At 69.3% G+C, this 23,355-nt stretch carries 24 protein-coding genes; 13 read left to right on the forward strand and 11 right to left on the reverse strand.

Going from position 1 to position 23,355, the window contains the following annotated elements; translation table 11 throughout:
* Window position 1: 1 nt before the first annotated feature.
* The 4 genes from AB0M24_RS12145 to AB0M24_RS12160 are packed head-to-tail and all read left to right on the forward strand — an operon-like array spanning window position 2 to window position 3,727.
* Window positions 2-511, forward strand: coding sequence for a hypothetical protein (locus AB0M24_RS12145; protein WP_363764851.1), 510 nt, complete (start codon window positions 2-4; stop codon window positions 509-511).
* A complete protein-coding gene (locus tag AB0M24_RS12150) occupies window positions 508-1,899 on the forward strand; it encodes a PLP-dependent aminotransferase family protein (RefSeq protein WP_363764854.1) in 1,392 nt (463 codons plus the stop codon). The genes AB0M24_RS12145 and AB0M24_RS12150 overlap by 4 nt, the downstream gene beginning before the upstream one ends.
* Window positions 1,896-2,813 (forward strand): NADP-dependent oxidoreductase, encoded by a 918-nt coding sequence (locus AB0M24_RS12155; protein ID WP_363764857.1) that lies wholly within the window; start codon window positions 1,896-1,898, stop codon window positions 2,811-2,813. The genes AB0M24_RS12150 and AB0M24_RS12155 overlap by 4 nt, the downstream gene beginning before the upstream one ends.
* Window positions 2,810-3,727: an NADP-dependent oxidoreductase gene (locus tag AB0M24_RS12160; protein WP_363764860.1), complete on the forward strand. Its 918-nt coding sequence runs from the start codon at window positions 2,810-2,812 to the stop codon at window positions 3,725-3,727. The genes AB0M24_RS12155 and AB0M24_RS12160 overlap by 4 nt, the downstream gene beginning before the upstream one ends.
* Here the strand turns inward: AB0M24_RS12160 and AB0M24_RS12165 are convergent.
* Complete coding sequence (locus AB0M24_RS12165) at window positions 3,708-4,037, reverse strand: spore germination protein GerW family protein (protein ID WP_363764863.1); 330 nt, start codon at window positions 4,035-4,037, stop codon at window positions 3,708-3,710. The genes AB0M24_RS12160 and AB0M24_RS12165 overlap by 20 nt on opposite strands.
* A 98-nt stretch (window positions 4,038-4,135) precedes the next feature.
* Here AB0M24_RS12165 and AB0M24_RS12170 point away from each other — a divergent pair, with 98 nt between their 5' ends.
* The 4 genes from AB0M24_RS12170 (at window position 4,136) to AB0M24_RS12185 (ending at window position 7,942) form a co-directional block, all read left to right on the forward strand.
* The gene (locus tag AB0M24_RS12170) at window positions 4,136-4,432 is read left to right on the forward strand and encodes a hypothetical protein (RefSeq protein WP_363764866.1); all 297 of its coding nucleotides are present in this window, start codon (window positions 4,136-4,138) and stop codon (window positions 4,430-4,432) included.
* Window positions 4,433-4,510: 78 nt separating this feature from the next.
* Window positions 4,511-5,371: an arpA protein gene (locus AB0M24_RS12175; RefSeq protein ID WP_363764869.1), complete on the forward strand. Its 861-nt coding sequence runs from the start codon at window positions 4,511-4,513 to the stop codon at window positions 5,369-5,371.
* A 10-nt stretch (window positions 5,372-5,381) separates the two neighbouring features.
* Window positions 5,382-6,176 (forward strand): class I SAM-dependent methyltransferase, encoded by a 795-nt coding sequence (locus AB0M24_RS12180; RefSeq protein WP_363764872.1) that lies wholly within the window; start codon window positions 5,382-5,384, stop codon window positions 6,174-6,176.
* 14 nt (window positions 6,177-6,190) lie between these two features.
* Window positions 6,191-7,942, forward strand: coding sequence for a choline/carnitine O-acyltransferase (locus AB0M24_RS12185; protein WP_363764875.1), 1,752 nt, complete (start codon window positions 6,191-6,193; stop codon window positions 7,940-7,942).
* On the opposite strand, the gene AB0M24_RS12190 is transcribed toward AB0M24_RS12185, so the two are convergent.
* On the reverse strand, window positions 7,939-8,655 hold the full coding sequence (locus AB0M24_RS12190) for a spermidine synthase (protein WP_363764878.1): 717 nt from the start codon (window positions 8,653-8,655) through the stop codon (window positions 7,939-7,941). The two genes, AB0M24_RS12185 and AB0M24_RS12190, sit on opposite strands and share 4 nt — an antisense overlap.
* A 17-nt stretch (window positions 8,656-8,672) precedes the next feature.
* The gene (locus AB0M24_RS12195; protein WP_363764881.1) at window positions 8,673-9,122 is read right to left on the reverse strand and encodes a hypothetical protein; all 450 of its coding nucleotides are present in this window, start codon (window positions 9,120-9,122) and stop codon (window positions 8,673-8,675) included.
* Window positions 9,123-9,231: 109 nt separating this feature from the next.
* Between AB0M24_RS12195 and AB0M24_RS12200 the strand changes: the two genes are divergently transcribed.
* The 4 genes from AB0M24_RS12200 to AB0M24_RS12215 are packed head-to-tail and all read left to right on the forward strand — an operon-like array spanning window position 9,232 to window position 11,656.
* On the forward strand, window positions 9,232-9,588 hold the full coding sequence (locus AB0M24_RS12200) for a hypothetical protein (RefSeq protein WP_363764883.1): 357 nt from the start codon (window positions 9,232-9,234) through the stop codon (window positions 9,586-9,588).
* The gene (locus AB0M24_RS12205) at window positions 9,585-10,469 is read left to right on the forward strand and encodes a hypothetical protein (protein ID WP_363764886.1); all 885 of its coding nucleotides are present in this window, start codon (window positions 9,585-9,587) and stop codon (window positions 10,467-10,469) included. Before AB0M24_RS12200 ends, AB0M24_RS12205 begins: the two co-directional genes overlap by 4 nt.
* Entirely contained in the window at window positions 10,466-10,909 is a 444-nt protein-coding gene (locus AB0M24_RS12210; protein ID WP_363764889.1) for a hypothetical protein, read from the forward strand. The genes AB0M24_RS12205 and AB0M24_RS12210 overlap by 4 nt, the downstream gene beginning before the upstream one ends.
* A gap of 3 nt (window positions 10,910-10,912) precedes the next feature.
* A complete protein-coding gene (locus tag AB0M24_RS12215; RefSeq protein ID WP_363764891.1) occupies window positions 10,913-11,656 on the forward strand; it encodes an NYN domain-containing protein in 744 nt (247 codons plus the stop codon).
* Here AB0M24_RS12215 and AB0M24_RS12220 read toward each other — a convergent pair.
* A complete protein-coding gene (locus AB0M24_RS12220) occupies window positions 11,613-14,681 on the reverse strand; it encodes a BTAD domain-containing putative transcriptional regulator (protein ID WP_363764894.1) in 3,069 nt (1,022 codons plus the stop codon). The two genes, AB0M24_RS12215 and AB0M24_RS12220, sit on opposite strands and share 44 nt — an antisense overlap.
* A 93-nt stretch (window positions 14,682-14,774) precedes the next feature.
* Between AB0M24_RS12220 and AB0M24_RS12225 the strand changes: the two genes are divergently transcribed.
* Complete coding sequence (locus tag AB0M24_RS12225; RefSeq protein ID WP_363764897.1) at window positions 14,775-15,578, forward strand: calcium-binding protein; 804 nt, start codon at window positions 14,775-14,777, stop codon at window positions 15,576-15,578.
* Between the two features lie 65 nt (window positions 15,579-15,643).
* Here AB0M24_RS12225 and AB0M24_RS12230 read toward each other — a convergent pair whose 3' ends face one another.
* From AB0M24_RS12230 to AB0M24_RS12260, 7 genes are read right to left on the reverse strand one after another with little or no spacing between them, the layout of a single operon-like run.
* A complete protein-coding gene (locus AB0M24_RS12230; RefSeq protein WP_363764900.1) occupies window positions 15,644-16,804 on the reverse strand; it encodes a 3-deoxy-7-phosphoheptulonate synthase class II in 1,161 nt (386 codons plus the stop codon).
* Window positions 16,801-17,706 carry a diiron oxygenase gene (locus AB0M24_RS12235; RefSeq protein WP_363764903.1) on the reverse strand — a complete coding sequence of 302 codons (906 nt, stop codon included), beginning with the start codon at window positions 17,704-17,706 and terminating at the stop codon, window positions 16,801-16,803. The genes AB0M24_RS12230 and AB0M24_RS12235 overlap by 4 nt, the downstream gene beginning before the upstream one ends.
* Entirely contained in the window at window positions 17,696-18,448 is a 753-nt protein-coding gene (locus tag AB0M24_RS12240) for an aminotransferase class IV (protein WP_363764906.1), read from the reverse strand. The genes AB0M24_RS12235 and AB0M24_RS12240 overlap by 11 nt, the downstream gene beginning before the upstream one ends.
* Entirely contained in the window at window positions 18,445-20,457 is a 2,013-nt protein-coding gene (gene pabB / locus AB0M24_RS12245; protein WP_363764908.1) for an aminodeoxychorismate synthase component I, read from the reverse strand. Before pabB ends, AB0M24_RS12240 begins: the two co-directional genes overlap by 4 nt.
* Complete coding sequence (locus AB0M24_RS12250; RefSeq protein WP_363764911.1) at window positions 20,454-21,284, reverse strand: arylamine N-acetyltransferase; 831 nt, start codon at window positions 21,282-21,284, stop codon at window positions 20,454-20,456. Before AB0M24_RS12250 ends, pabB begins: the two co-directional genes overlap by 4 nt.
* Window positions 21,281-22,177: a 4-hydroxybenzoate octaprenyltransferase gene (locus tag AB0M24_RS12255; RefSeq protein WP_363764914.1), complete on the reverse strand. Its 897-nt coding sequence runs from the start codon at window positions 22,175-22,177 to the stop codon at window positions 21,281-21,283. The genes AB0M24_RS12250 and AB0M24_RS12255 overlap by 4 nt, the downstream gene beginning before the upstream one ends.
* A 10-nt stretch (window positions 22,178-22,187) precedes the next feature.
* Window positions 22,188-23,354, reverse strand: coding sequence for a cytochrome P450 (locus tag AB0M24_RS12260; RefSeq protein ID WP_363764917.1), 1,167 nt, complete (start codon window positions 23,352-23,354; stop codon window positions 22,188-22,190).
* Between the last annotated feature and the right edge of the window lies 1 nt (window position 23,355).

Genomic DNA, 23,355 nt, shown 5'->3' on the forward strand with positions numbered 1-23,355 from the left:
GATGGGTGTGCTGGCCGCTCAGCGGGAGCGTGCGTGGTCGGTCGCGACGGTGTTCGTCCGCCTCGCGCTGGCCGCAGGGTTCCTCTCGGCCGTGGCGGATCGGTTGGGCTGGTGGGGTCCGTTGGGCACCGGGCAGGTCGGGTGGGGAGATTTCGCCGCCTACACCGCCTATGCGCACTCCCTCTCGCCCTATGTGCCGGACGGGCTCCAAAGCGCTGCCGCGTGGGTGGCGACCGTCGCGGAGTCGGTGCTGGGCTTGACCTTGCTGGCCGGTGTCCTCGTGCGCTGGTCGGCGTTGGCCTCCACAGCGCTGCTGCTCGGGTTCGGGCTGTCTATGGGGCTCTTCCTGGGCCCGGAGGCGCCGCTCAGCTACTCCGTGTTCGCCGCCGCTGCCGCCGCCTTCGTGCTGGCCATCGCGCCGGTGGACAGTTTCGCGCTGAGCGTGGACGGACTCGCGAGCGGCCGGCGCAAGGACCTCGTCGCCACCTCGCCGCTGCATCCCTGCTCGTGAACACCCTGGACCTCCACGTGGGCCGGCTCGGGCGCAACGCGCGAGCAGGACTGATGGACGCCTTCCGGGAGGCGATCCGCACGGGGAGGCTGGCGCCGGGGACGCGGCTGCCCTCGAGCCGAGTGCTGGCGAACGATCTCGGGCTGGGTCGCAACACAGTCGTCCGCGCCTACTCGGAACTGATCAACGAGGGCTGGCTGATGGGTCAGCACGGTTCCGGCACGGAGGTGGCACGGCGTGCTGCGGAGCCGGCGCCGGGACGGGAACCGCCGCGGCCGCCGAGGGCACGGCCGCAGCTGGTGCACGACCTGCGACCCGGAAGGCCGGACCTGTCGTCGTTTCCGCGTGAGGAATGGATTCGGGCGGTGAAGCGGACGGTGAGCACGGCGCCGTTCGAGGCCTTCGGGTACACCAATCCGCACGGCCGCAGCGAACTGCGCGAGGTGATCGCCCGATACCTGGCCCGTGCCAGGGGATTGCGTGCGAGGGCAGGCAACGTCGTGGTGTGCGGCGGGGCCGCGGAAGGCTTGCGGCTCGTGGCTGCGGTGCTGCTGAAGGCAGGGGTCACGACGGTCGCGGTTGAGGAGTTCGGCCTGCAGACCCAGCGCGAGGCGTTGCTGAAGGCAGGACTCGACGTCGTCCCGATCCCGGTGGACGCGGACGGCGCCGATGTGTCCACATTGGACGAAGTGGCGCCGGGAGCGGTGCTGCTCACGCCGTCGCACCAGTTCCCCTTGGGCGTGGCGCTGCATTCCGACCGGCGGGCCGCGGTCGTGGACTGGGCCCGGCGGCGCGGCACGCTGATCATCGAGGACGACTACGACGGCGAGTTCCGCTACGACCGGTCGCCCGTCGGCGCGTTGCAGGGACTGGACCACGACCACGTGATCTACCTGGGCACCGCGAGCAAGTCACTGGCGCCGGGGTTGCGGCTGGGCTGGCTCGTCGTGCCGGACCACCTCGTCGGCGCGATCGTCGCGGAGAAGGGGTGGGCGGAGGAGACCGTCGGGTTCGTCAACCAGCTGGCGATGACCGACTTCGTCGAGTCGGGCGCGTACGACCGGCACATCCGCACGATGCGTGCGCAGTACCGCCGCCGTCGTGAGCAGCTCGTCGGCATGATCGCCCAGCACGCGCGGGTGACCGGGATGTCCGCCGGACTGCACGTCGTCGTCGACCAACCCGGCCGCACCGGTGCCGAACTCGTGCGCCGTGCGGCCCGCGAACAGCTGACGGTCGAGCCACTCGACTTCTTCCGGCATCCAGCGTCCACATCGGACCGCGACGGCATGGCGATCGGGTTCGCCGCACCGTCCGCCAGCGCCTGGTCGGGTGCGCTGGACGCGCTGGTGCGCACGTTGAGCAACGACAGGAGAGGTGCAGGATGAAAGCGATCGTCGTATCGGATCAGGCCGCGGGAACGGCCGGAATGACACTGGCGGAACGACCCCAGCCCGTGGCGGCGGGAAACGACGTCCTGGTCGAGGTGCATGCCTCCGGGTTCACGCCGGGGGAGCTGGAGTGGGACACGAACTGGACCGACCGGCTCGGCCGTGATCGGACGCCGTCGATTCCCGGGCACGAACTGGCCGGGGTGGTCTCCGCGCTCGGCTACGGCACGAGAGGCCTGTCGGTGGGCCAGCGGGTGTTCGGCCTGACGGACTGGACCCGCGACGGCACGTTGGCGGAGTACGTGGCCGTGGAGGCGCGCAACCTCGCGCCGCTGCCCGGTGACCTCGACTTCACGGTCGGTGCCAGCCTGCCGATCTCGGGCCTGACCGCGTGGCAGGGACTGTTCGTGCACGGCCGCCTCCAGACGGGCCAGAGCGTCCTGGTGCACGGCGCCGCCGGGGGAGTCGGCTCGATGGTGACGCAACTGGCTCGCGAAGCCGGCGCGTACGTCATCGGCACCGGACGGGCCGCCGACCGCGAGGCCGCGCTGGACATCGGCGCGCACGAGTTCGTCGACCTCGAGGACGACTCGCTGGCCGACGTCGGTTCCGTCGACCTCGTGTTCGACATCTTCGGCGGCGAGATCCAGAAGCGGTCCGCGGCGCTGGTCCGGCCCGGCGGAACGCTGGTGACCATCGCCGGCCCACCGGAGGCCAGGCCCGCCGAAGCCCTGGCGATCGACTTCGTCGTGGAGGCCGACCGCGCCCAGCTGAGCGAGATCGCCCAGCGCGTGCGGGAAGGGCGGCTGCGCACGCTCATCGGCACCGTCGCGACTCTCGACGACGCCGTCGCCGCCTTCAACCCGGCCGAACGGGTCAAGGGCAAGACGATCATCAAGGTCCGCTCGTGAAGGCGATCGTCGCGGTGGACCAGGCCGCGGAAGCAGCAGGGATCACGCTGGTCGAGCGTCCTGAGCCGACGCCGGCGATCAACGACGTGGTCGTCGAGGTTCACGCGTCGGGCTTCGTGCCAGCCGAGTGGGAATGGCCGTCGACCTGGGTCGATCGCAACGGCCACGAGAAAACCCACGCGATCATCGGCCACGAGTTCGCCGGCGTGGTGAACGCTCTCGGCTACGGCACGACGGGACTCTCGCTGGGGCAACGGGTCTTCGGCATCACGGACTGGCACCGCGACGGAACCCTGGCCGAGTACGCGGCCGTCGAGGCGCGCAACCTCGCGCCGCTGCCGGGAGACGTCGACTTCACCGTGGCGGCGAGCCTGCCGATCTCCGGCCTGACCGCGTGGCAGGGCCTGTTCCAGCACGGCCGTCTGCAGGCGGGCCAGACCGTCCTCGCCCACGGCGCCGCCGGTGCGGTCGGATCGGTGGTCACGCAGCTCGCGCGGGAGTTCGGTGCCCACGTCATCGGCACCGGACGGGCGGCGGACCGCCAGGCAGCGCTCGACTTCGGCGCCCACGAGTTCCTGGACCTCGCCTCCGACGACCTCGACGACGTCGGCGGGGTCGACCTGGTCTTCGACGTCATCGGAGGCGATGTCCAACGGCGTTCGGCGGCCGTCGTCCGGCCGGGCGGGACGCTGGTGTCGGTGGTCGGGCCGGTCGAGGCCCGCCCCGCCGACGGACGCGCGGTCGACTTCGTCGTCGAGTCCGTCCCGAGTCAGCTGACGGAGATCGTCGACCGGGTGCGGGACGGCCGCCTGCGCACGCACATCGGCACCGTCGTCAAGCTCGACGAGGCCGTTCCCGCCCTCAACCCGGTGGAGAGGAGGAAGGGCAAGACCGTCATCCGCGTCCGCGTTTGAACCGGGCCACGAAGATCGCCGCGATGACGACAGCGCCGATGGTCGCGATCAGCCGGTTCACGTCCACGGCCGGCACCCATCGGACGTCGTCACCCTTGATCACGTACGCACCTGTCGGCTTCGCGGCGACCCCGAACCCGCCGCCCTCGCCTTCCTGACCCTTCTCGTCCCGGCCGGAACCGCCGCCGGTGCCGCCGGAGATGGAGGCGGCGGCGATGACGGTGACGCCGTTCTTCTCGTACGGCTCCGCGTAGACCCTCTTGGCTTCCACGGAGTCCTTGACGCTGGCGATCAGTTCGTCGATCTTCATCACCACTCCTGGTTCGTCGGTCCTTCCAGCATCCGACGGACGGGAGCCCTTCGTCAGGGACATTCGGCTCAGCGTCGCAGAGGCGGCTAGCCTGAGTCGTGCCCGACCGACCTGAGATCGTCTGCCTCTGCGGTTCCGCCCGATTCGCCGACGAGATGCGTGCGGCGAACCGCGATCTGACGCTGGCGGGTGTCATCGTCGTCGCGCCGTGCGAAGGCGGAGAGATCACCGACGAGCAGAAGGCCGTGCTGGACGCCGTCCACCTGCGCAAGATCGACCTGGCCGACCGGGTTCTCGTCGTCAACCCCGGCGGGTACGTCGGCGAGTCAGTGAGCAGGGAGATCGCCCACGCCCGCGCCACCGGCAAGCCGATCTCCTTCACCGATCAGGCCTGAACGCTACCGCCGAATGCCTGTCGTGGAGATTCTCACAAGGGCCTGCGCGGCGGTGATCGACGTGGTGACACTGGCCGGATGGAATCGGGCTTGCTGGACCAGGTCGTGAACACCGCGGACTACCCGCTGACCGAACCGGACAGCGCGGCGTGGCGGGAAGTCGTCGAGCGCACCCACCACGACCTGCACACCGTCGGCTGCAGCGTCCTGCCTGATTTCATCCGGCCCGCCCTGCACGAGGATCTGCGCAGAGAATGCGCCGAGATCGCGCCGCAGGCCTACTACGACGTCGAGACCGTCAACGCGTACAACATCGCCGTCGACACACCGCTTCCGCCGGACCACCCCGGCCGCACCACGATGGAGCGCGGCAACGCGTTCGTGGCCCGCGACCACGTCCCGCCCGGCGCGATCATCCACCAGCTCTACACCAGCGAGGTGTTCCAGCGATTCATCGCCGGCTGTTTCGAACTGCCGCGGCTGCACGAGCTGGCGGATCCGTTGTCCGGCCTGGTGCTCAACGTGATCCCGCCGGGGCGCGCGCACCCGTGGCACTTCGACACCAACGAGTTCACCGTCAGCATGCTGACCCAGCTCCCCGACGACGGCGGCGAGTTCCAGTACTGCCCGAACATCCGGTCGGCGGACGAGGAGAACTTCGGCGACGTGCGGGACGTGCTGGCCGGGCAGGGCGAGCACCTGATCCGCCGGCTCACGCTGCGCGTCGGTGATCTCCAGCTGTTCAAGGGACGTTACTCGTTGCACCAGGTCAGCACCGTGCGCGGGGAACGGCAGCGGCACACGGCGATCTTCGCCTACAGCCTGCGGCCCGGCGTCGTGGGCAGCGTGGCCAGGACGCGCCAGCTGTTCGGCCGCGTTCTACCGGAACACCTTGCCGCAGAAGGAGATGGCGTGCGGGTGGACGAGCGACTGGCCTGAGGGGGACCCCGTGCGATTCGACGCGACCGGCAAAGTCGAGCTCGACCACATCTACACCCAGCCCGACCCGCGTGCCTACTTCTCCTCGTTGCGCTCGCTGGAGTACCAGATCCCGCAGCTGGCCAGGCCGCACTTCGCCGCGCTGATCGAGGACTACCGCGCGGTGCGGGGGATCGACACCCCGACGGTGCTCGACATCGGCAGCTCCTACGGCATCAACGCGGCCCTGCTGCGGTGCGATCTGACTATGGACGACCTGTACGACCGGTACTGCGGCATCGACGAGCTCGACCGCGCCGACGTGCTCGCGGCCGACCAGGAACTCGTGCGGGAGCGGGGAAAGGCGATTCCCGGACGGTTCGTCGGTCTCGACATCTCCGCGCCCGCTTTGGCGTACGCGACGGAGGCCGGGTTCCTGGACGACGCGGTGCGCGCGGATCTGGAACGGTCCGATCCCACACCTGAGGTGGCACGGCAGCTGGCGGACGTCGACCTGGTCATCTCGACCGGCAGCCTGGGCTACGTCGGTGCGAACACGCTGACCAGGGTCGTGACGGCCGGTGGCGCGCCCTGGATGGCGCATTTCGTGCTGAGGATGTTCCCGTTCGACGAGATCGAGGCGAGTCTCGCTCGACTCGGCTACGTCACGGTGCGGCACGACGGGCTGTTCCGGCAGCGGCGGTTCATCTCGCCGGAGGAGCAGTCGCGGGTGCTCGACACGCTGTCCGGCGTGGGAGTCGATCCATCCGGCCTGGAGACCGACGGGTGGTTCTACGCTCAGCTCTTCGTTTCGAAACTCGACTGAACCTTGAGGTGATTGTGAGCGACGGCAAGACGTTCAGCTACGAGGACCAGCTGCCGCGGGTGCCCTTGCCCACGCTGGAAGAGAGCTGCGGCCGGTTCCTGGAGTGGTGCTCGCCGCTGCTGACCGCCGAGGAGCTCGCGACCACCGAGGCAGCGGTCGAGGAGTTCCTCGCACCGGACAGCCCGGCACGTTCCCTGCACGCCGCGCTGGAGGCGTTCAACGGGCGTGACGACGTGCGCAGCTGGCTCGACCTCTTCTGGCCGACCCGCTACCTCGGCCGCCGCGACCGGATCGCGCTGAACGCGAACTTCTTCTTCCTCTTCCAGGACGTCGCCGAGTCGCAGGAGCAACGGGCGGCCGCGCTGATCTCCGCCGCGGTCGCGTACAAGGTGCGGCTGGACGCCGAGGCCGTTCCTCCCGTCGTGCTGCGGGGTGAGCCGCAGTCCATGGTGCAGAACAAGTTCCTGTTCTCCGCCACCCGGATTCCGCACGTCCAGCAGGACACCGCGCGCACCGTGTTCCCGTCGGACGCGCGGCACGTCGTGGTCTTCTTCCGCGGCAACGCGTTCCGGATGGACGTGTTCGGTCAGGACGGCGTGCCGCACGACCTGGCCGATCTGGCCGGCGGGCTGCAGGCGATCATGAAGGCGGATCGCGCGGAGTTCTCCGCCGGGCATCTCACCACGAAGGCGCGGGCGGAGTGGGCGCGCAGCCGTGACGCGCTGCTGGTCGACAACGCCGACGCGCTGGAGACGACCGAGACCGCGTTGTTCTGCGTGGCGCTGGAGGACTTCGCGCCCGCGGACACGCTGGCGGCCTGCGACCAGCTGCTGCACGGCGACAGCGCGAACCGGTGGTTCGACAAGGCGGTGACGTTCATCGTGTTCGCCGACGGCCGCGCGGGCATCAACGTCGAGCACTGCGAACTGGACGGGACCACGATCCTCGCGTTCACCGACGCCATGCTCGGCACGCCGACCGAGGAACACCTGCGGGTCTCCGGTGCTTCGTCGCAGGGCTTGCCGGTGACGTCGCCGATCGAGTTCGTGCTTTCCGATGCGTTGCGTGACGACACTGAGGCGGCTCGAGCCTCGTTCGCTCAGTACGGAGCGGACACCGCGACCGTGACGCTGTCGTTCGAGGACTTCGGCAAGCAGCGCGCGAAGGAGCTGCGGATCTCGCCGGACGCGTTCGTGCAGATGGCGTACCAGCTCGCGCACCAGCGGTCGAAGGGCTTGCAGGGCGCCACCTACGAGTCGATCGGCACCCGGCAGTTCCAGAACGGCCGCACCGAGGCGATGCGGGTGGTGACCCCGGAAGCCGTCACGTTCGTGTCCACAGTGGAGGACCCCGCGACTTCTCGTGCCACGCGCAGGGCCGCGTTCCGGGCAGCGGCGGACGCACATGTCCGGCGTGCCAAGGAATGCCAGGTCGGTTCGGCTCCCGAACAGCACCTGTGGGAGCTGCAGCTGATCCAGAAGCGCCGCGGCGGCACCGAACCGCTGGGGTTGTACGACACCCCGGGCTGGACGGTCATGCGCGACGACTACCTGAGCACCAGCTCGGCGCCGTCGGAGCACATCCAGTACTTCGGCTTCGGCTCGACCAGCGCGAAGTGCATCGGCGTCGCGTACGTGCTGCTGCCCGACCGCTTCAACCTCTACCTGAGCACGCCCCGCCCGGTCGCGGACGAGATGCACAAGTTCGCCGTCCACCTCGGCGAGGCGATCCGCGAGCTGCAGGACCTGCTGGCAACCGACGACTAGCTTCGCGTCGCGAGGTAGACGGTGTTGGTGGAGTCCCTGTCCTGCAACGGGTTGGGGAAGCTGACGATCTCGGCCCTCGTGGTCGGGAAGACGTTGGCGAGGTCCGCGGTGAACTCGTCGTCCGGCGGGTCGTTCGACCACAGTGCGAACGTCCCGCCAGGACGCAACAACCCGGCAAGGCGCCGCAGACCTTCCGGTTGGTAGAGGTCCGCGTTGCTCGGGTGCAGCAGGTGTCGTGGTGAGTGGTCGATGTCGACGATGATGGCGTCGAACTTCCGGCCGGGTTGCGCCGGATCGAAGCCGTCGCCCGAGCGCAGCATGGCGAAGAAGTCACCGTGGACCAACCGGCACCGCGGGTCGGCCGCCAGCTGTCGTCCTGCGGGGATGAGGCCCTGCTGGTGCCACTCGATCACCTCGTTGAGGGCGTCGACGACCACCAGTTCGGCGACGTGCTCGTGCTCCAGCACGGTGTGCGCCGTGTAGCCGAGCCCGAGGCCGCCCACGACCACCTGCAACGGTTCGCGTGGCATGTCCGCGAGTGCGAGGCGAGCCAGCTCGACCTCGGCGACGGTGAACAGGCTCGACATCAGGAACTCGTCGTTGAGCTTGATCTCGTGGACGTCCTCACCGCTGCGGGGATCACGCCGCCGGCGCAGGGTGAGCTCGCCCAGCGGGGTCTGGCGCCAGTCGAGCTCCTGGAAACGTGCGCTCATCGGGTGAACCTACTGGCTCACAGCGCGAACGGCCGGTATTTCAGCGCCTCGTCGACGATCTGGTCCGCTGACGCGTCGCAGAGGTGCTCCGGCGGGTGGAAGAGGAGGTGTCCGGCCCGAGGCACGTTCGCTTCCAGGAGTCGCACGTAGTAGTCGCTCTCGGGCGAGCCCTCCAGCACCCGCCGCACGATCTCGGCGAGCTCGTCCCTGGTGATGCCGTCGACCACCGGGCGAGCCGGCCGGGCGGCCTCCGTCGCGAACTCCTCCAGGCTCGTGCTCCCGTGGTACGTGGCGAAGGAGAACGCCGTGTACTCGTGACCCGTCGTCGCGTTGAAGGCTTTGATCGCCTCGTCCGCGGCTTCCGGGTCGGAGGACACCAACTCGGCGATCCGCTCCACCTCGGCACTCAGTTCAGCGAGCCGCTGCCGGTCCACGGGTGGGGGCATCAACTCCGGCCTCAGGTTCACGGCCGCACCTTAAGCCACTCGCACCGGCAGCTTCCGGCGAACGTGATTCAGGTTGTCTATTGGTCCAAATGCGACTGAACCGCACAATGCGGTCAACCGTCTGATCATCATGGGAGAGAAGTTCCACGTCGTGCCAGATGAGCTGCGCGGCTACAGCGGGTTGCTCGAACGTCAGGCCGAGCACTTCCTGACGATTCGGGAGCACGCCATCGTCAAGGGCGGGGACACGTCCGGGTTCACCGGGCTGTTGTCGCTGCTCGACCCCGTCGTCACCGGGGTCGCGGAGCTTTACGGCGAGACGCTCGACGCCGCGAACAAGAAGATGAGCCAGGACGCCGAGTCGCTGGTCAAGTCGGCCGTCGCCTACGAGAAGGCGGACGAGGTCGGGGTCTGCCTGATCGACACCGCGGGCGGCAAGGCTGCGCCCCCGTCGTGGCTGGAGCGCTTCCTGGGGGTGGGCGAATGAGCGGCGGGGTCTGCAACGGCTACCAGGACATCGAAGATCCGAATGTCTCGCTGCGCGCCGCGCCCGACGACCGGCCCGGCAGGCAGACCGTCAAGGAGCTGATCGAGGCCGCGGGGTGGAAGATCCAGGGCGTCAACTGGATCTACCAGCAGGTCACCGGTGATGACCTGGTGCGCGACCTGGTGATGCCGCTGGCGGGCGACTTCGAGAAGATCGACGCGAACGCCGCCGCGTGGGACCGGGTCGCCAAGGCGCTGGACAACGTGCGGCACAACGTCAACAACGGCATCGAGGAGCTCGCGCCGAGCTGGGACGGCGGCGCCGCGCAGAGCTTCGAGAACCGCATGCGCCGCACGTGGACGACCGCGATCGAGTGGGACTCGCAGGTCGCGAAGTTCATCGGCGACCGGTTCAAGAACATGGCGAGCTCGTGCCGGTCGGCCGCGAAGCTCGCGCTGACGCTGCTCGACAAGATCTGCGACAAGCTGATGAAGGCCGCGATGACCGCGTGGATCCCGGTCGTCGGCTGGGGTCGTGCCGTGTGGATGGTCTACGACGTGGTCAACATCGTCGACCAGGTGCGCAAGCTCATCCAGTCCATGCAGACGCTGATCGAGGGCGTCCAGAGCATGATCAAGGGCATCAAGATCATGGGCACCGCGTTGTCCAAGATCCCCGACGTGCGGGACGTCAACGACTTCTTCGACGTGGTCGACACGTGGCAGGACGGCAAGGAGAAGCTGGGCGACGGCGTGTCCGCTGTGGGCAGTGGCGCGTGGGGCATGGCCAAGAGCGGGTACAAGGCACGCAGCAAGTACATCGACGCGTCGAAGGAAGAGCGCTGGGCCGAGCCGAGCACGTCCTCGGGAGGTGGGGAATGACGTTCCCGTACGACAGCGCACGCCAGCAGTTGCAGGCGTGGCAACAGGAGCTCGACGCCAAGGGCTCGCGGCTGGAGCAGGTCGCCCGCGAGATGTCCGCCGTGCAGACCCGCGGCGCCGATCTGTCCCCTTCGGACATCGCCGAGATCGAGAAGTTCGCTCGGTCGAAGGACGCGCCGAACGCGTTGAAGGACCTGCAGCGCAAGGTCGACTCCGGCGCGATGTCCTGGCAGGACATCACCTCCGGCAGGGCTGTCAACGATCCCGAGGTGCAACGCGCGATGCAGACCAGCATGCCGTCGCTCAAGCGGGCGTACACGGCGATCAAGGAGGGCCAGAACCTCGACGAGATCGTCGCGGCGGGTCAGCAGCGCACCAGGCGGTCGCACGGTAACTTCGACGACGACATGCCGAGCGACTTCACCGAGGATGCCTTCTAGCCCATGGCCAGTGAGAACGCTGCCCGGCTCGCGGTGCTCATCGACGCGGACAACGCCCAGGCGTCCGTCGTCGAGGGCCTGCTGGCCGAGGTCGCCAAGTACGGCACCGCGCACGTCAAGCGCGCGTACGGGGACTGGACGGGGACGAGCCTGCGCGGGTGGAAGGAGCAGTTGCTGGCCCAGTCGATCCAGCCCATCCAGCAGTTCGCGTACACCAAGGGCAAGAACGCCACCGACGCGGCGATGGTGATCGACGCGATGGACCTGCTGTACTCGGACCGCTTCGACGGGTTCTGCATCGTCTCCAGCGACAGCGACTTCACCCGGCTCGCGGCACGGCTGCGCGAGTCGGGCCTCACGGTCTACGGGTTCGGCGAGCGCAAGACGCCCAAGCCGTTCGTCGCGGCGTGCGACAAGTTCATCTACATCGAGAACCTCACCTACCCGGAGGAGCCGCCCGCGCTGGACGGCGCCGCGCAGCTCAAGGCCGACAAGACGCTGGTCAACCTGCTGCGCAACGCGATCGACGCGGCCTCGGACGACGAGGGGTGGGCGTCGTTGGCAGCGGTCGGGCACATCCTCATCAAGCAGCGGTCGGACTTCGACTCCCGCAACTACGGCTACTCGAAGCTCAGCGACCTGCTGAACGCGACGACCCTGTTCGAGCTGGACCGCCGCCGGTCCGGCGACGGCAAACAGGCGGTCATCTACGCGAGGGACAAGCGGCGCCGCGCCGAGAAGAGCTGACCAGGCGCTGAGCCCGTTCCTCGCCCAGCCGGTGGCCGGTCGCGCGGTGCACGGCGACCGCCATCTCAGCGTGGTCCAAGCCTCGCTCGTGGTCGCCGAGCGCGAGGTTGATCGTGGCCAGTGCTACGTGCGCGTTGCCGACGATGACGCGGTAGCCGAGCACGTCCGCGGACTTGGCGGCCTCCTCGGCCAGCGGGAGAGCGCGCTCCGGGTCGCCGAGCGCGCAGTGGGCGAGTGCCATGCCGATCAGTGAGCTCAGTTCGGGAAAGCGGTCCTGGTTCTCGCTCGCCATCCGCCACGCCCGTTCGTGGTGTTCGAGAGCGAGCCGGTGCTCCCCGCGTTCCTGGTGCACGGTGCCCACGACGCCCGACGCCGAGGCTTCGATGCGGTGGAAGCCGATCTCGCGTCCGAGCACCACGGCACGTTCGGCTTCCCGCAAGGCTTCTTCGTGCCGTCCGGCGTCGCAGTACCAGCCGGCCATCATCCGCCTGGCGCCCGCCTCGTAGCGGGGGCCGTGCTCGGACAGCCCGCGCAGGCCCGCGTCGAGGTGCTCGAACGCCTCGTCGAGCCTGCCGAGCGCCCGCAGGATCTCGCCGAGGTTGACGCGGCTGATCGCCTCGCCGATGCCGGGATGGTGCTCCTGGTAGATCGCCACCGAGCGGGCGCCGTGGTCGGCGGCTTTCTCCAGTTCGCCCATGTCGGTGTACAGGTTCGCGAGATTGCCGAGGTTGGCGGCCTCGTCCACGTGCCTGCCGGTCCGGCGCGCCAGGTCGACCGCCGCGCCGAACTGGCGGGCCGCGTCCTCGTGCATGCCCAGGCGCCGGTACGAGGCGCCGAGCTGACCGGTGATCATCGGCTCGCAGTCGCTCCAGCCGCCGCTCCTGGCGAGTTCGAGTCCCTGGGTGAGGTGCTCGAGCGCGAGCTCGTACCTGCTCTGGAACTCGTGGGCCAGGCCCAATCCGTAGCGTGCGGACGTTTGCGCGGTCAGGTCGCCTTCCGCCTGTGCCGCGGCCAGCGCGTCACCGGCCACCTCGACCCAGTCCTGGCCCGGCATCTGCAGGGTGCAGTAGTGGTAGACGCGATCGGCGAGAAGCCAGGCGTGCGCGTGTGGCCCGTGCGCGGCGGTGTGCGCGACCGCGGCCTTGAGGTTGGGCCACTCCTGATCCAGCCAGGACAGGGCGTGCGCGCGGTCGTCGAACTTCGGGGCCGGGCAGTTCACCGCAGGCAAGGGGAGCCGCAACCGGTTGGGGTTCAGCTGATCAGCCGCTGCCGTGGACGCCACGAGGTAGAAGTCGAGCAGGCGCGTCATCGCCGCGGTGCGTTCCTCGGGACTCTCCTCCAGCTGGACGCGTTCGCCGGCGTACAGGCGGAGCAGGTCGTGGAACGCGTAGCGACCCGCGTGATCCTCCACCAGGTAAGCGCTTACCAGAGTGCTGAGCAACGACTGCGCCGCGTCCTCGGTGACGTCCGCGAGCGCGGCGGCGGTGGCCGCGGTGAAGCTCGGACCGGGCACCAGGCCGAGCAGCCGGAACATCCGCCGCACGTCCTCCGGCTGGGCGGCGTAGGAGAGGTCGAACGTCGCGCGGACGGCGCCGTCCTCGTCGCCCTCCACGACCAGTTCGCCCAGGCGGTTCGCCCCGGACAACTGCGCGACGTGTGCGGCGACGGTGAGCTGCGGGTGGCAGACCAGGTTGGCGGCCGCGATCCGCAACGCCAGCGGGAGGTAGGCGCACAGCCGGGCCAGCTCGGACATGTCCGCGGTCTCGGTGACGATCTGGGTCAGCAGCGCGACGGCCTCGGGCTCCCGCAACACCTCGACCGCGAGCAGCCGGGCACCGTCACGGGCGATCAGCCCGCCCAGCCGGTCGCGGCTCGTGACCAGCACCAGACAGCCGGGGCCACCGGGCAGCAGCGGCCGCACCTGACCGACATCGCGGGCGTTGTCGAGCACGACGAGCATGTGCTTGTCAGCCAACAACGAACGGTAGAGGGCAGCGGCCTCGTCGCGGTCGGCCGGCACCTGGTTGGCCGGGACACCCAGCGCACGGAGGAATCCGCCCAGTGCCGCGTCCGCCGACATCGGTGCCGTCGGGGCGTATCCGCGCAGGTTGACGTAGAGCTGGCCGTCGGCGAACCGTCCGCGAACGCGGTGGGCCCAGTGCACGGCGAGCGCCGTCTTGCCCACGCCACCCGGTCCGGCGAGAGCCACAACCTTGTTGTTCGCCAATGAATCCAACTCGTCGAGGTACTCGGCACGACCGGTGAACTCGGCGACGTCGCCGGGCAGCTGAGCCGGGGTGTGCTTCGGCTCAGCGGGTTTCGCCTCGCCGCGCAGGACGGCCTCGTGCAGCTTGCTCAGCTCGTCGCCGGGGTCGATGCCGAGCTCGTCCGCCAGCACCGCGCGCGCCTGACGGAACGCGGCCAGCGCGTCGGCCCGCCTGCCGCAGCGGTGCAGCGCGAGCATCAGCAGGCCCACCAGGCGTTCCCGCAACGGATGCGCGGTGACGAGTGCCGACAGCTCGCCCACGACCTCGTGGTGCCGGCCCAGCTCGATCTCGTGCGCGAGGCACTCCTCGAGCGCGCTCAGCCTCGTGTCCTCCAGCGCCGCGGCACACGCCTCGAACGCCTGGCCCGGCATGCCCATCAACGTCGGACCGCGCCACAACCCCAGTGCCGCCCGAAGTTCCGCGGCCGCGTCCACGGGCCGCGCCTGCTTCGCCCGCGTGGTCGCCTGCGTGAACAGCGTCAGATCCAGCTCGTCCTCGGCCACCCGCACCAGATATCCGGAGGGCCTGGCGACGACGTCGACGTGGTCCCGCAGCACGGACACCGCGTTCTGCACCAGCTTCCTGGCCGTGCGGGGAGGAGCCGAGTCCCAGCAGAAGTCGATCAGCCGCTCGATGGTGACCAGCCGGTTCGCGTCGAGGAGCAACGCGGCGAGCACGCGTTCGTTGCGGGAGCGCCCTGTCCGGATCGTGCCGTCGGCGAGCTCGACCTCCAGAGGGCCAAGGATCCGGAACCGCATCGCGAGAGGCTATCTGACAAGAAATCGGGGACGAACCGGGGACGCGGGCCGAAATCCTTCCTCCGCAAGCAGGGGATCCACACAGGAGGAACGATGAACGCAGGGCAAAGAATCGGCGCCGCCACCACGATCGCCGCCGCGGTCGCACTGGCGGGCGCCGGTGTCGCCCAGGCCGCACCGGACGCGACCGTCTCGGTGTCGGGCAACCAGCTCGCCTACGTCGCCTCGGGCGGCGCCAAGAACAACGTCGAGATCACGCTCGACGGCGGCTACTACTGGGTCGACGACGTCGTGAACCTGACGCCGGGCGCGGGCTGCGGCTTCGCACCGGGCCACGACAGCACCGTCGTCCGGTGCGCCAACGTCGGCATCGGCTCGATCAGCGTCTACACGGCAGGCGGCAACGACGTCGTCGACGCCCGCGTGCACAGCGTGTGGGTGCCGATGTACATCCTCGGTGGCACCGGCGACGACCTGCTCGCCGGCCAGAACGGCAACGACGTCGTCGAGGGCGGCAGCGACTACGACCGCGTGTACGGCAACCAGGGCAACGACCTGCTCTTCGGCGGCCACCGCTACATCGAGGACAACACCGCGGGCAACTTCATGGTCGGCGGCGGTGGTGACGACGAGCTCTACGGCGGCCTCAAGAACGACGTGATGGACGGCCAGCAGGGCAACGACTACATGTGGGGCAGCGACGGCAACGACGACATGCGCGGCGGCGAGGGCAACGACAAGCTGCGCGGCTCGAACAACAACGACACCCTGCGCGGCGACCAGGGTGACGACATCCTCGAAGGTGGCGCGCACAACAACAGCGTCGACGGTGGCAGCGGCTCCGACACCTGCTCCGGCGGCCCGGGGTTCAGCAACTGCGAGGCCGTGATCGGCTGATCCGGCCCACGAGCGCTCTGTCCCCTGCCCTCCCTCTGGCAGGGGACAGTGCCCTTCATCGTTGTTCACCTGAGCATGTCGGCGACCAGGAAGGCCAGTTCGAGTGACTGAGCCGCGTTGAGGCGCGGGTCGCAGGCCGACTCGTAGTTGCGATGCAGGTCATCGAGGCCGACTCCGCTGCCGACGCACTCGGTCACGTCTTCGCCGGTCACCTCGACGTGCAGGCCGCCGGGGTGGGTGCCGAGAGCCCTGTGCACCTCGATGAATCCCGTGACCTCGGCCAGGACGTCGTCGAAGCGCCGCGTCTTGTGTCCACTGGGCGCGACGAAAGTGTTGCCGTGCATGGGATCGCACATCCACACCACCGGCGATCCCGACGCGGCGACCTTCTCCACCAGCTCCGGCAGCAGGTCCCGCACCCGCTCGGCCCCCATGCGCACGACGAACGTCAGCCGACCCGGCTTGCGGTCGGGGTCGAGACGGTCGACCAACGCCAGCGCGTCCTCGGACGTGGTGGACGGGCCCAGCTTCACCGCGACGGGGTTCTCGATCGACGCGAAGTACGCGACGTGCGCACCGTCGAGCTGCCTGGTGCGGTCGCCGATCCACAACAGGTGGCCGCTGCCCGCGTATCGCCTGCCGGAACGCCGCCGCGTCAACGCTTCCTCGTACGAGAGCAGCAGGCCTTCGTGGCTCGTGAACACCTCGGCGCCGCTCGCCCGCACAACGTCCACTGTGTACTGAGAAGCGTCGTACACGCGACGCAACCGGACCGGGTCGGGCAGCCTTTCAGAAGAAGTGAAGCCGGTGCCGTTCACCGCGTCGCCCCGGTACACCGGCAGCGTGCGCCCGTCGACGGTCTCGGTAGGCGAGGAGCGGGGCTTGGCGTACTGACCGGCGATCCGGCCCAGGGTCACCACCGGGAGCGCGGAGCCGGACGAGAGGATCACGGACATCTGTTGCAGCAGGCGCAGTTTGCTCCTGATCGCCCGCGCCGAGACGTTGTCGAGACGTTCCGCGCAGTCGCCGCCCTGCACCAGGAACGCCCGGCCGTCGGCGACCTTGGCGAGGCGGGAGGTGAGCGCGTCGCACTCCCAGGGTGTGACGACCGGGGGAGAGGCCGCCAGCTCGTCCACCACCGCCCGGAGCCGGGCCTGGTCGGGCCACTCCGGCTGCTGGTGGGCGACGAGCGTCCGCCAGTCGGGGACCGTGCCGACGTCGCTCATGTCCGGACGAGGTCGTGGCTGATGCCCAGATCGTCGAGCAGCAGCTGCAACGGCCCGGTGTCGCGCTTCGGCACGGGTCGCGAGGCCGCCCACTCGCGCAGCTGGTCGGTGCCGATCTCGAATCCGCCTTGCGCCGCAACGGCCACCCACGGCTCGAAGTCGGCCGACCGGAACGACCGCAGCCCCTCGATGAGCGCTTCGCGGAACATCTGCTGCTGCCCGCTGTCGAGACTGCGGTAGAGCGACCCGCACAGCTCGCGGAACACCACCGCGTGCCCGCTCTCGTCGCGCCGGTGCAGATCGGTGGTGATCCGGTTCATCGGCTGGATGTCCTGGGCCGTGGACAACGTCGAGAGGAACCCGCTGATCGTCGTCTCGGCGGCCAGCGAGAACGCGATGTCGACGATGTCGCGGTCGAACCCGGACAGCCCCGCGCGGGCCGCCTCCCGTCCCTGCACGACCGACCAGACGTCCGGCGCGAACCGCACGTCCGCCATGTCCCTGCGCCGCCGCGTGACGCCGACAGCGTTGTGGCACATGAGAATGTGGTAGTGCTCGTCGATGATCGTCTGGTGCAGCGCGTCGACGGCGACGTCGTCCCGGCGGACCGGAATCCGTTCCTGGAGCATCAACCGGCACGCCGGCAGGATGATCTCGTCCTCGATAGCGGCGGTCTTGGCGTTGTAGGCGATCCACGCCGCCGACAGGATGCGCGCGCGGGCGTCCTGGTCGAGCTTCTCGGACCCCGGCAGGGCCAGCACCGGCACGAGGTGCTCGGGGAAGTCCGGCAGGCTTGCGTCGAAGTGCCCGTCCAGGTCGAGCTCGTCCTTCTTGACCGCCACCCGCTTGCCCCAGCGCTGCGTCAGCTGGACCAGCAGGTCGCGCTCGTAGTCAGCGGACATCGGTGAACCTCTCTTCCAGACGCGACTGCCAGTGCTCGGCCTTCGTCAGATCCGTGTCCCGGAACCGGCCCAGCCCCTCGGTGACCGGCCGGATGCCGTGCAGGGCGTTCACCGTCCACACCGGAACGTCGGCGAGCTCGGCCGGGGTGGCGGACTCCGGAACGACCGGCCCGAGCAGGGCACGGGTGATCCCGGAGAGCAGGGCAGGCCCTGGCGGTGGGCCGCACAGCGTGTCACCGCGCCACCAGAGGATGCTCGTCGTCGACCCTTCGAGCACGTGTCCTTCCGGCGTGAGCAACAGCGCCTCGTCGGCTCCCACGGCGACCGCTTGGGCGCGCAGGGCGTTCAGGTGGTCGAGGTCGGCGCCCTTCACCGCGGGCAGGCTTCGGCGGTCGGGACCGGAGTTCCACAACCGCACGGTCGTGGTGCGCGGGGGAGCGGGACGCAGCCAGAACCGCAGCCGCAGCGCGGATCCGGCCTCGACGAGCTCGACCCGCGGGAACCACCGGCCGTGCGCGGGCAAGGATTCTGCGACCGCGAGCAGGAACGCGTCGGTGGTGGGGGCGGAGAACCGGGAGTGCGAGGAGCCGGCGAACCGCGAGCAAGCCTGGGCGAAACGCTCGGCGTGCAGGTCGAACCCCCGCACCCGCCCCTCGTCCACCAGCCACGAGTCGATGACCCTGACCGTCCCGGAGTCGTCGGCCGGCGACCACCCGCCGTCCCACCACTGACGAGCACTCATCGCAGACCCACGTCCGACACCGCCGGCGCCCGCCACGCCCGCAACGACGCCGCGGCCTTGAGCAGCATCTCCTCGTACTCCTCCTGCGCGTCGGAGTCGAGCACGATCGCCCCGCCCGCGCCGATGCTCAACCGGTCACCGACGCGAACAGCAGTGCGGATCACGATGTTCAGGTCCGCACCGCCGGAGAGGCCGAAATAGCCGAGGGTGCCGGAGTACACGCCCCGCGCCTCGGTCTCCAGGCCGTCGATGATCTCCATCGTGCGCAGCTTCGGCGCCCCGGTCATCGATCCGCCGGGGAAGCACTGCCGGACGCAGTCCATCGCGCTGACCTCGTCGCGGAGCCGTCCGTGCACAGTGGACACGAGCTGGTGCACGGTCTGGTAGCTCTCGACGGCGAGGTACGGGTCGACGTCGATGCTGCCGACCTCGCACACCCGGCCCAGGTCGTTGCGCAGCAGGTCCACGATCATCAGGTTCTCAGCCTGCGTCTTGGCGCTCGACGCCAGGGTGGCGGCGATCTCGGCGTCGCGCACCGGGTCGGCGTCCCGCGGTGCGGTGCCCTTGATCGGCTTGCTGGTGACCGTGCGATCGAGCTCGATGCGCAGGAACCGTTCCGGCGACGAGCAGAACACCGTGACGTCGTCCAACCGCAGGAACGCCGCGTACGGAGCCGGGTTCGAGCGCCGCAGCCGACGGTAGAACGCGGTGTCGTCGTCGTGGAACGGCAGGTGCAGCTTGTTCGTCAGGCAGATCTCGTAGCTCTCGCCCAGCCGCAGCTGCCGCTGGCACTCGGCGATGTCCGCCAGGTACCGATCCCGGTCGCGAACCAGGAACTCCTCGGCGTCAGGCGGTGCGCACTGCTCCGACACGACGTCCTCCGCCGGGCGCAGTCCGGTGAGCCGGGCGGCGGTCCGGTCCACCCACTCCTGCGCGTCGCGCCGGGTCTCCGGGTCGTGCACCGCGACCAGGTAGGTCAGCCCCTCCTGGTGGTCCACCGCGACGATCCGGTCGGCGAACATCCAGGCCGCGTCCGGCGTTGAGGCGTGGTGCCCGGCCGTGCCACCGCACTCCGCCTTGAGCTCGTACCCGAAGTAGCCGACGTACCCACCGGTCAGCGTGAACGGGAGAGCGGTCTCCGGCACCCGCCGCTCGCGCAGCCGCTGCTCCAGGAAGTCGAACACGCTGCCGGGAACCTCGCGCACCCCGCGGGAGTCGCGCACCTCCACGGCACCGCTGCCCACCCGGTACGTGACGACCTCGCTCAACGGCCCGGAAGTGTCGCCCAGGAACGAGAACCGGGACAGCCCTTCCTCGACCCGGCTGCTGTCGAGCCAGAAGCAGTGCGGGGCGTCGTCGAACAGCTCCAGGAAGATCGACTCGGCATCGGCGGCGGTCGGCACGACGGTGCTGATGAGCTCCAGAGATCCTTGGCGGGTCATGTCGGCGAAGTTGCGCAGGATCTCGCGACCGTAGCCGGACGCGACCGACTCGGGGTGGAACTGCACGCCCCACTGCGGGAGATCCCTGTGCCGCAACGCCATCAGCACGCCGTCGTCCGCCCACGCGATCGGCACGAGCTCCGACGGCAACGGCTCCTCGACGCACAGCGAGTGGTAGCGCACCGCCACGAACTCACGCGGAACCCCGGCGAACAACGGGTCCCCGTCGTGGGAGATCTTGGCCAGGTGCCCGTGCCGCGGCTCGGGCGCGGCGGTCACGGTGCCGCCCGCCAGATGCCCGATGATCTGGTGGCCGAGGCAGACTCCCAGCACCGGCAACGTGGTGCGGCGCAACAGGTCGCCGACCAGGCCGATGTCGCGCGAGTTCTGCGGCGCGCCGGGACCGGGGGAGATGACGATGTTGTCGAAGTCCTCCAGCCGCAGGTCGATCAGCGCCGGGTCGTCGTTGACCACGACGGTCGGCGCCACGCCGTTGATCTCGGCGATCAGCTGGTACAGGTTGAAGGTGTACGAGTCGTAGTTGTCGACCAGCAGAGTTCGCGTCATGGGCCCGCCAAGGTTTTCCGGAGAGCCTGGACGTCGTCTGGCTTCAGGGTGATCCCGAAGATCTCCTCGGAAGCGGCGAGGGCCTCGGCCTCGTCGAGTTCGCGGACCGTCGCCGGTTCTCCCGGACGGATCTCGGTGAGCGCGGTGCCCACCAGCAGGTGCCGCACCTTGGGCTGCGTGCGCTGGAGGATCATCCGGTGGTTGAACGGCGAGCGCGGGTGCGTGAGGCAGAAGTGGTTGAGGAGCTCGAAGTCCGACGGGTAGCGCACGTCCGTGGTGAAGCCGTAGAGCTCCGCCGGTTCCTCCGGCCTGATGAACCGCAGCACGTGCTCACCGGTCTCTTCACGCACGAGGTCGAACGAGAAGTCGTCCTCCAGAAGTGAGTTCTCCGCGAAACGAAGAGGCTCGTGCAGCCCGTGGGCGCCGAAACTCACGTCGTGGAGCCACTTCTCGCCGTCCACGTCGACCAGCAGGGCCACGTGCAGCGCGGGCCCGAACTTGCTCCCGGTGCGAATCCGCGTCCGACCGGCGAACGCGGTGAACGTGAACCCGATGCGGTCCAGCACGGCCGCCATCAGCACGACCTGCTCCAGGCACCAGCCGCCGCGACCGCCTCGCACGATCTTGTCCTGGAGGTGGTCCAGGTCGAGCGGCACCTCCGTGCGCCCGATCAGCGCGTCGAGGTTGTCGAACGGGATCGCGTCAACGTGGGCGATGTGCAGGCGCCGCAACGTGGAGAGGTCCGGAGCGACATCGCCTTCGTAGCCCACGCGGGTCAGGTAGGCGTCGAGGTCGACGTCGCTTCCGCGCCACATCGAGCCGCTCATGTGAACTGCCCGGCGATCACGGCCGCGAGGACGATCCAGCCGTAGTAGGTGTTGGCGACGAAGGCGTCCCAGCACGCCTTCGGGTCGTCCAGGTCCACCCGGAACAGCAGGTAGAACAGGTAGGCCGCGGCCACCACGACGATCACGTAGAACGCCCAGCCGATCGGTGTCAGCGACCCGGCCCACAGCACGCCCGTGACGCTGAGCACGACGAAGAACGACAGCCACAGCTTGGTCGCGTTGCCGAACAGCAGGGCGGAGGACTTGACCCCGATCTTGCGGTCGTACTCCTTGTCCTGGTGGGAGTAGATCGCGTCGTGGACCATCGTCCAGAAGACGCCCGCGACGTACAGGCCGTACACCGCCGGCGGGTAGTCGGTGTTCCCGGTCGCCGCTGTCCAGCCGACGAACACGTAGGTGCTCATCACCAGGCCGAGGAACGCCGAAGGCCAGATGAAGAACCGCTTCATGAACGGGTACGCGACGATCAACGGGTACGTGGCCAGCGCGACCAGTGCCGTCTCGACGTTCGCCACCGCGAGCACCAGCAGCGCGACCAGAGCCTGTGCGGCGGCCCAGAGAATCCCGTTCCGGACGCTGATCGTCCCCGCCGCGACCGGCCGCGACACGGTCCTGGCGACGCGGATGTCGATCTCCTTGTCGGTCACGTCGTTGCTCGCGCACGCGAACCCGCGGATCAGCACCGCCGCGACGGCAACGGCCGCCACCGACAGCAGGTTCGGCCGGTTTCCCGAGGCGAAGACGACGGCCCACAGGCCGGGTAGCAGGTAGAGCACGTAGCCCGTCGGCCTGTCGAGTCGCATCAGCAACAGGTACGAGCGGACCGAGTCCGGGCTCCTCGTGACTACGCCCGCGGATATCTTGTGCAGCATCAGGTTCCAATCACCAGGTCACCGGAAGTCGGACCAACCCACCGATCAGCGTGTCTTGGCGCAGCGTCAACTCCTCCACGCCGACAGCCAGGCGCAGAGTCGGAAATCGTGTGACGAGCTGGGTGAGCACCACCTGCAGCTGCATCCGTGCCAGCGCCGCGCCGACGCAGTGGTGGGCGCCGTGCCCGAAGACGAGGCTGGCCGCGGTGTCGCGCGTGACGTCGACCTGGCCGGCGCCCGCGAAGGCTGCCTCGTCGTGGTTCGCCGCGATGATGTTCAGCAGCACGAAGTCGCCGGTGTGGATGGTGACGCCGTCGATCTCGAAGTCCGTCACCGCGTAACGGGGCATGCCGCCGTTGTGAGGGTTCGGCATCGACCTCCGCAGGGTTTCTTCCACCGCACCGGGGATGAGCGACGGTTCGGCCACCAACGCCTGCCACTGCTCCTCATTGGACAGTAGCAACAGGACACTCGTGCCGATCCGCGCGACCGTGGTCTCGTAGCCACCGAACAGCAACAACGCCGTGAGGCCGAGAACTTCGTCGTCGGTGATGCCCTCGGTCGCGCAGATCCTGGAGATCGCGTCGTCGCCGGGGTGCTGCCGCTTGTCGGCGACGAGCTGCTTGCAGTAGCCGAACAACCCGCCGAGGCCCTGCTTCGAGCGGACCGGGTCGCCGAGGTTCGCGGCGTCCTGGGTCCAGCCGCCGAAGCGGTCCTTGTCCTCCTGCGGCACACCGAGCCACTCGCACATCACCTGGATCGGCAACGACAACGCCACCGCCTCGCGCAGATCCACAGGTGGTCGCCGGGCGGCCAACTCGTCCAGCAGCTCCGCGGTCTGCTTCTCCACGTACGGCCGCAGCTCCGCCATCCGTTCGGGGGAGAAGTGCGGTTCCAGCAACGCGCGCATCCGGGCGTGGTCGGTGGCGAAACTCCCGAGCAGGCTCGCGAGCAGCGCCGACCCGCTGTCCTGCGCCGCCGGGTCGGGGTTGTTGCGGCTCAAGCGCTTGTCGTCGAGCAGCTGCCGCACCTCGGCGTGACCGGTGACCAGCCACGCGTCCTTGCCGTCCGGGGTGCGCACCCGGTGGACCGCGCCCTGGGACTGCAGGTCGCGCAGCCCTGGCGCGAGCTGCACCACGTTCGCCTGCTCGAAAGGCAGTTGCACCGGGGTACTCATG

It is taken from the genome of Lentzea sp. NPDC051838 (genome assembly GCF_040681245.1).
Lineage (GTDB): Bacteria > Actinomycetota > Actinomycetes > Mycobacteriales > Pseudonocardiaceae > Lentzea.

Bases quoted from the DNA above. Each gene is read 5' to 3' on its own strand.
- AB0M24_RS12145 (WP_363764851.1), top strand. From the start codon at position 2: ATGGGTGTGCTGGCCGCTCAGCGGGAGCGTGCGTGGTCGGTCGCGACG.
- AB0M24_RS12155 (WP_363764857.1), top strand. From the start codon at position 1,896: ATGAAAGCGATCGTCGTATCGGATCAGGCCGCGGGAACGGCCGGAATG.
- AB0M24_RS12165 (WP_363764863.1), bottom strand. From the start codon at position 4,037: ATGAAGATCGACGAACTGATCGCCAGCGTCAAGGACTCCGTGGAAGCC.
- AB0M24_RS12175 (WP_363764869.1), top strand. From the start codon at position 4,511: ATGGAATCGGGCTTGCTGGACCAGGTCGTGAACACCGCGGACTACCCG.
- AB0M24_RS12190 (WP_363764878.1), bottom strand. From the start codon at position 8,655: ATGAGCGCACGTTTCCAGGAGCTCGACTGGCGCCAGACCCCGCTGGGC.
- AB0M24_RS12200 (WP_363764883.1), top strand. From the start codon at position 9,232: ATGGGAGAGAAGTTCCACGTCGTGCCAGATGAGCTGCGCGGCTACAGC.
- AB0M24_RS12205 (WP_363764886.1), top strand. From the start codon at position 9,585: ATGAGCGGCGGGGTCTGCAACGGCTACCAGGACATCGAAGATCCGAAT.
- AB0M24_RS12210 (WP_363764889.1), top strand. From the start codon at position 10,466: ATGACGTTCCCGTACGACAGCGCACGCCAGCAGTTGCAGGCGTGGCAA.
- AB0M24_RS12215 (WP_363764891.1), top strand. From the start codon at position 10,913: ATGGCCAGTGAGAACGCTGCCCGGCTCGCGGTGCTCATCGACGCGGAC.
- AB0M24_RS12220 (WP_363764894.1), bottom strand. From the start codon at position 14,681: ATGCGGTTCCGGATCCTTGGCCCTCTGGAGGTCGAGCTCGCCGACGGC.
- AB0M24_RS12225 (WP_363764897.1), top strand. From the start codon at position 14,775: ATGAACGCAGGGCAAAGAATCGGCGCCGCCACCACGATCGCCGCCGCG.
- AB0M24_RS12230 (WP_363764900.1), bottom strand. From the start codon at position 16,804: ATGAGCGACGTCGGCACGGTCCCCGACTGGCGGACGCTCGTCGCCCAC.
- AB0M24_RS12235 (WP_363764903.1), bottom strand. From the start codon at position 17,706: ATGTCCGCTGACTACGAGCGCGACCTGCTGGTCCAGCTGACGCAGCGC.
- AB0M24_RS12240 (WP_363764906.1), bottom strand. From the start codon at position 18,448: ATGAGTGCTCGTCAGTGGTGGGACGGCGGGTGGTCGCCGGCCGACGAC.
- pabB (WP_363764908.1), bottom strand. From the start codon at position 20,457: ATGACGCGAACTCTGCTGGTCGACAACTACGACTCGTACACCTTCAAC.
- AB0M24_RS12250 (WP_363764911.1), bottom strand. From the start codon at position 21,284: ATGAGCGGCTCGATGTGGCGCGGAAGCGACGTCGACCTCGACGCCTAC.
- AB0M24_RS12255 (WP_363764914.1), bottom strand. From the start codon at position 22,177: ATGCTGCACAAGATATCCGCGGGCGTAGTCACGAGGAGCCCGGACTCG.
- AB0M24_RS12260 (WP_363764917.1), bottom strand. From the start codon at position 23,354: ATGAGTACCCCGGTGCAACTGCCTTTCGAGCAGGCGAACGTGGTGCAG.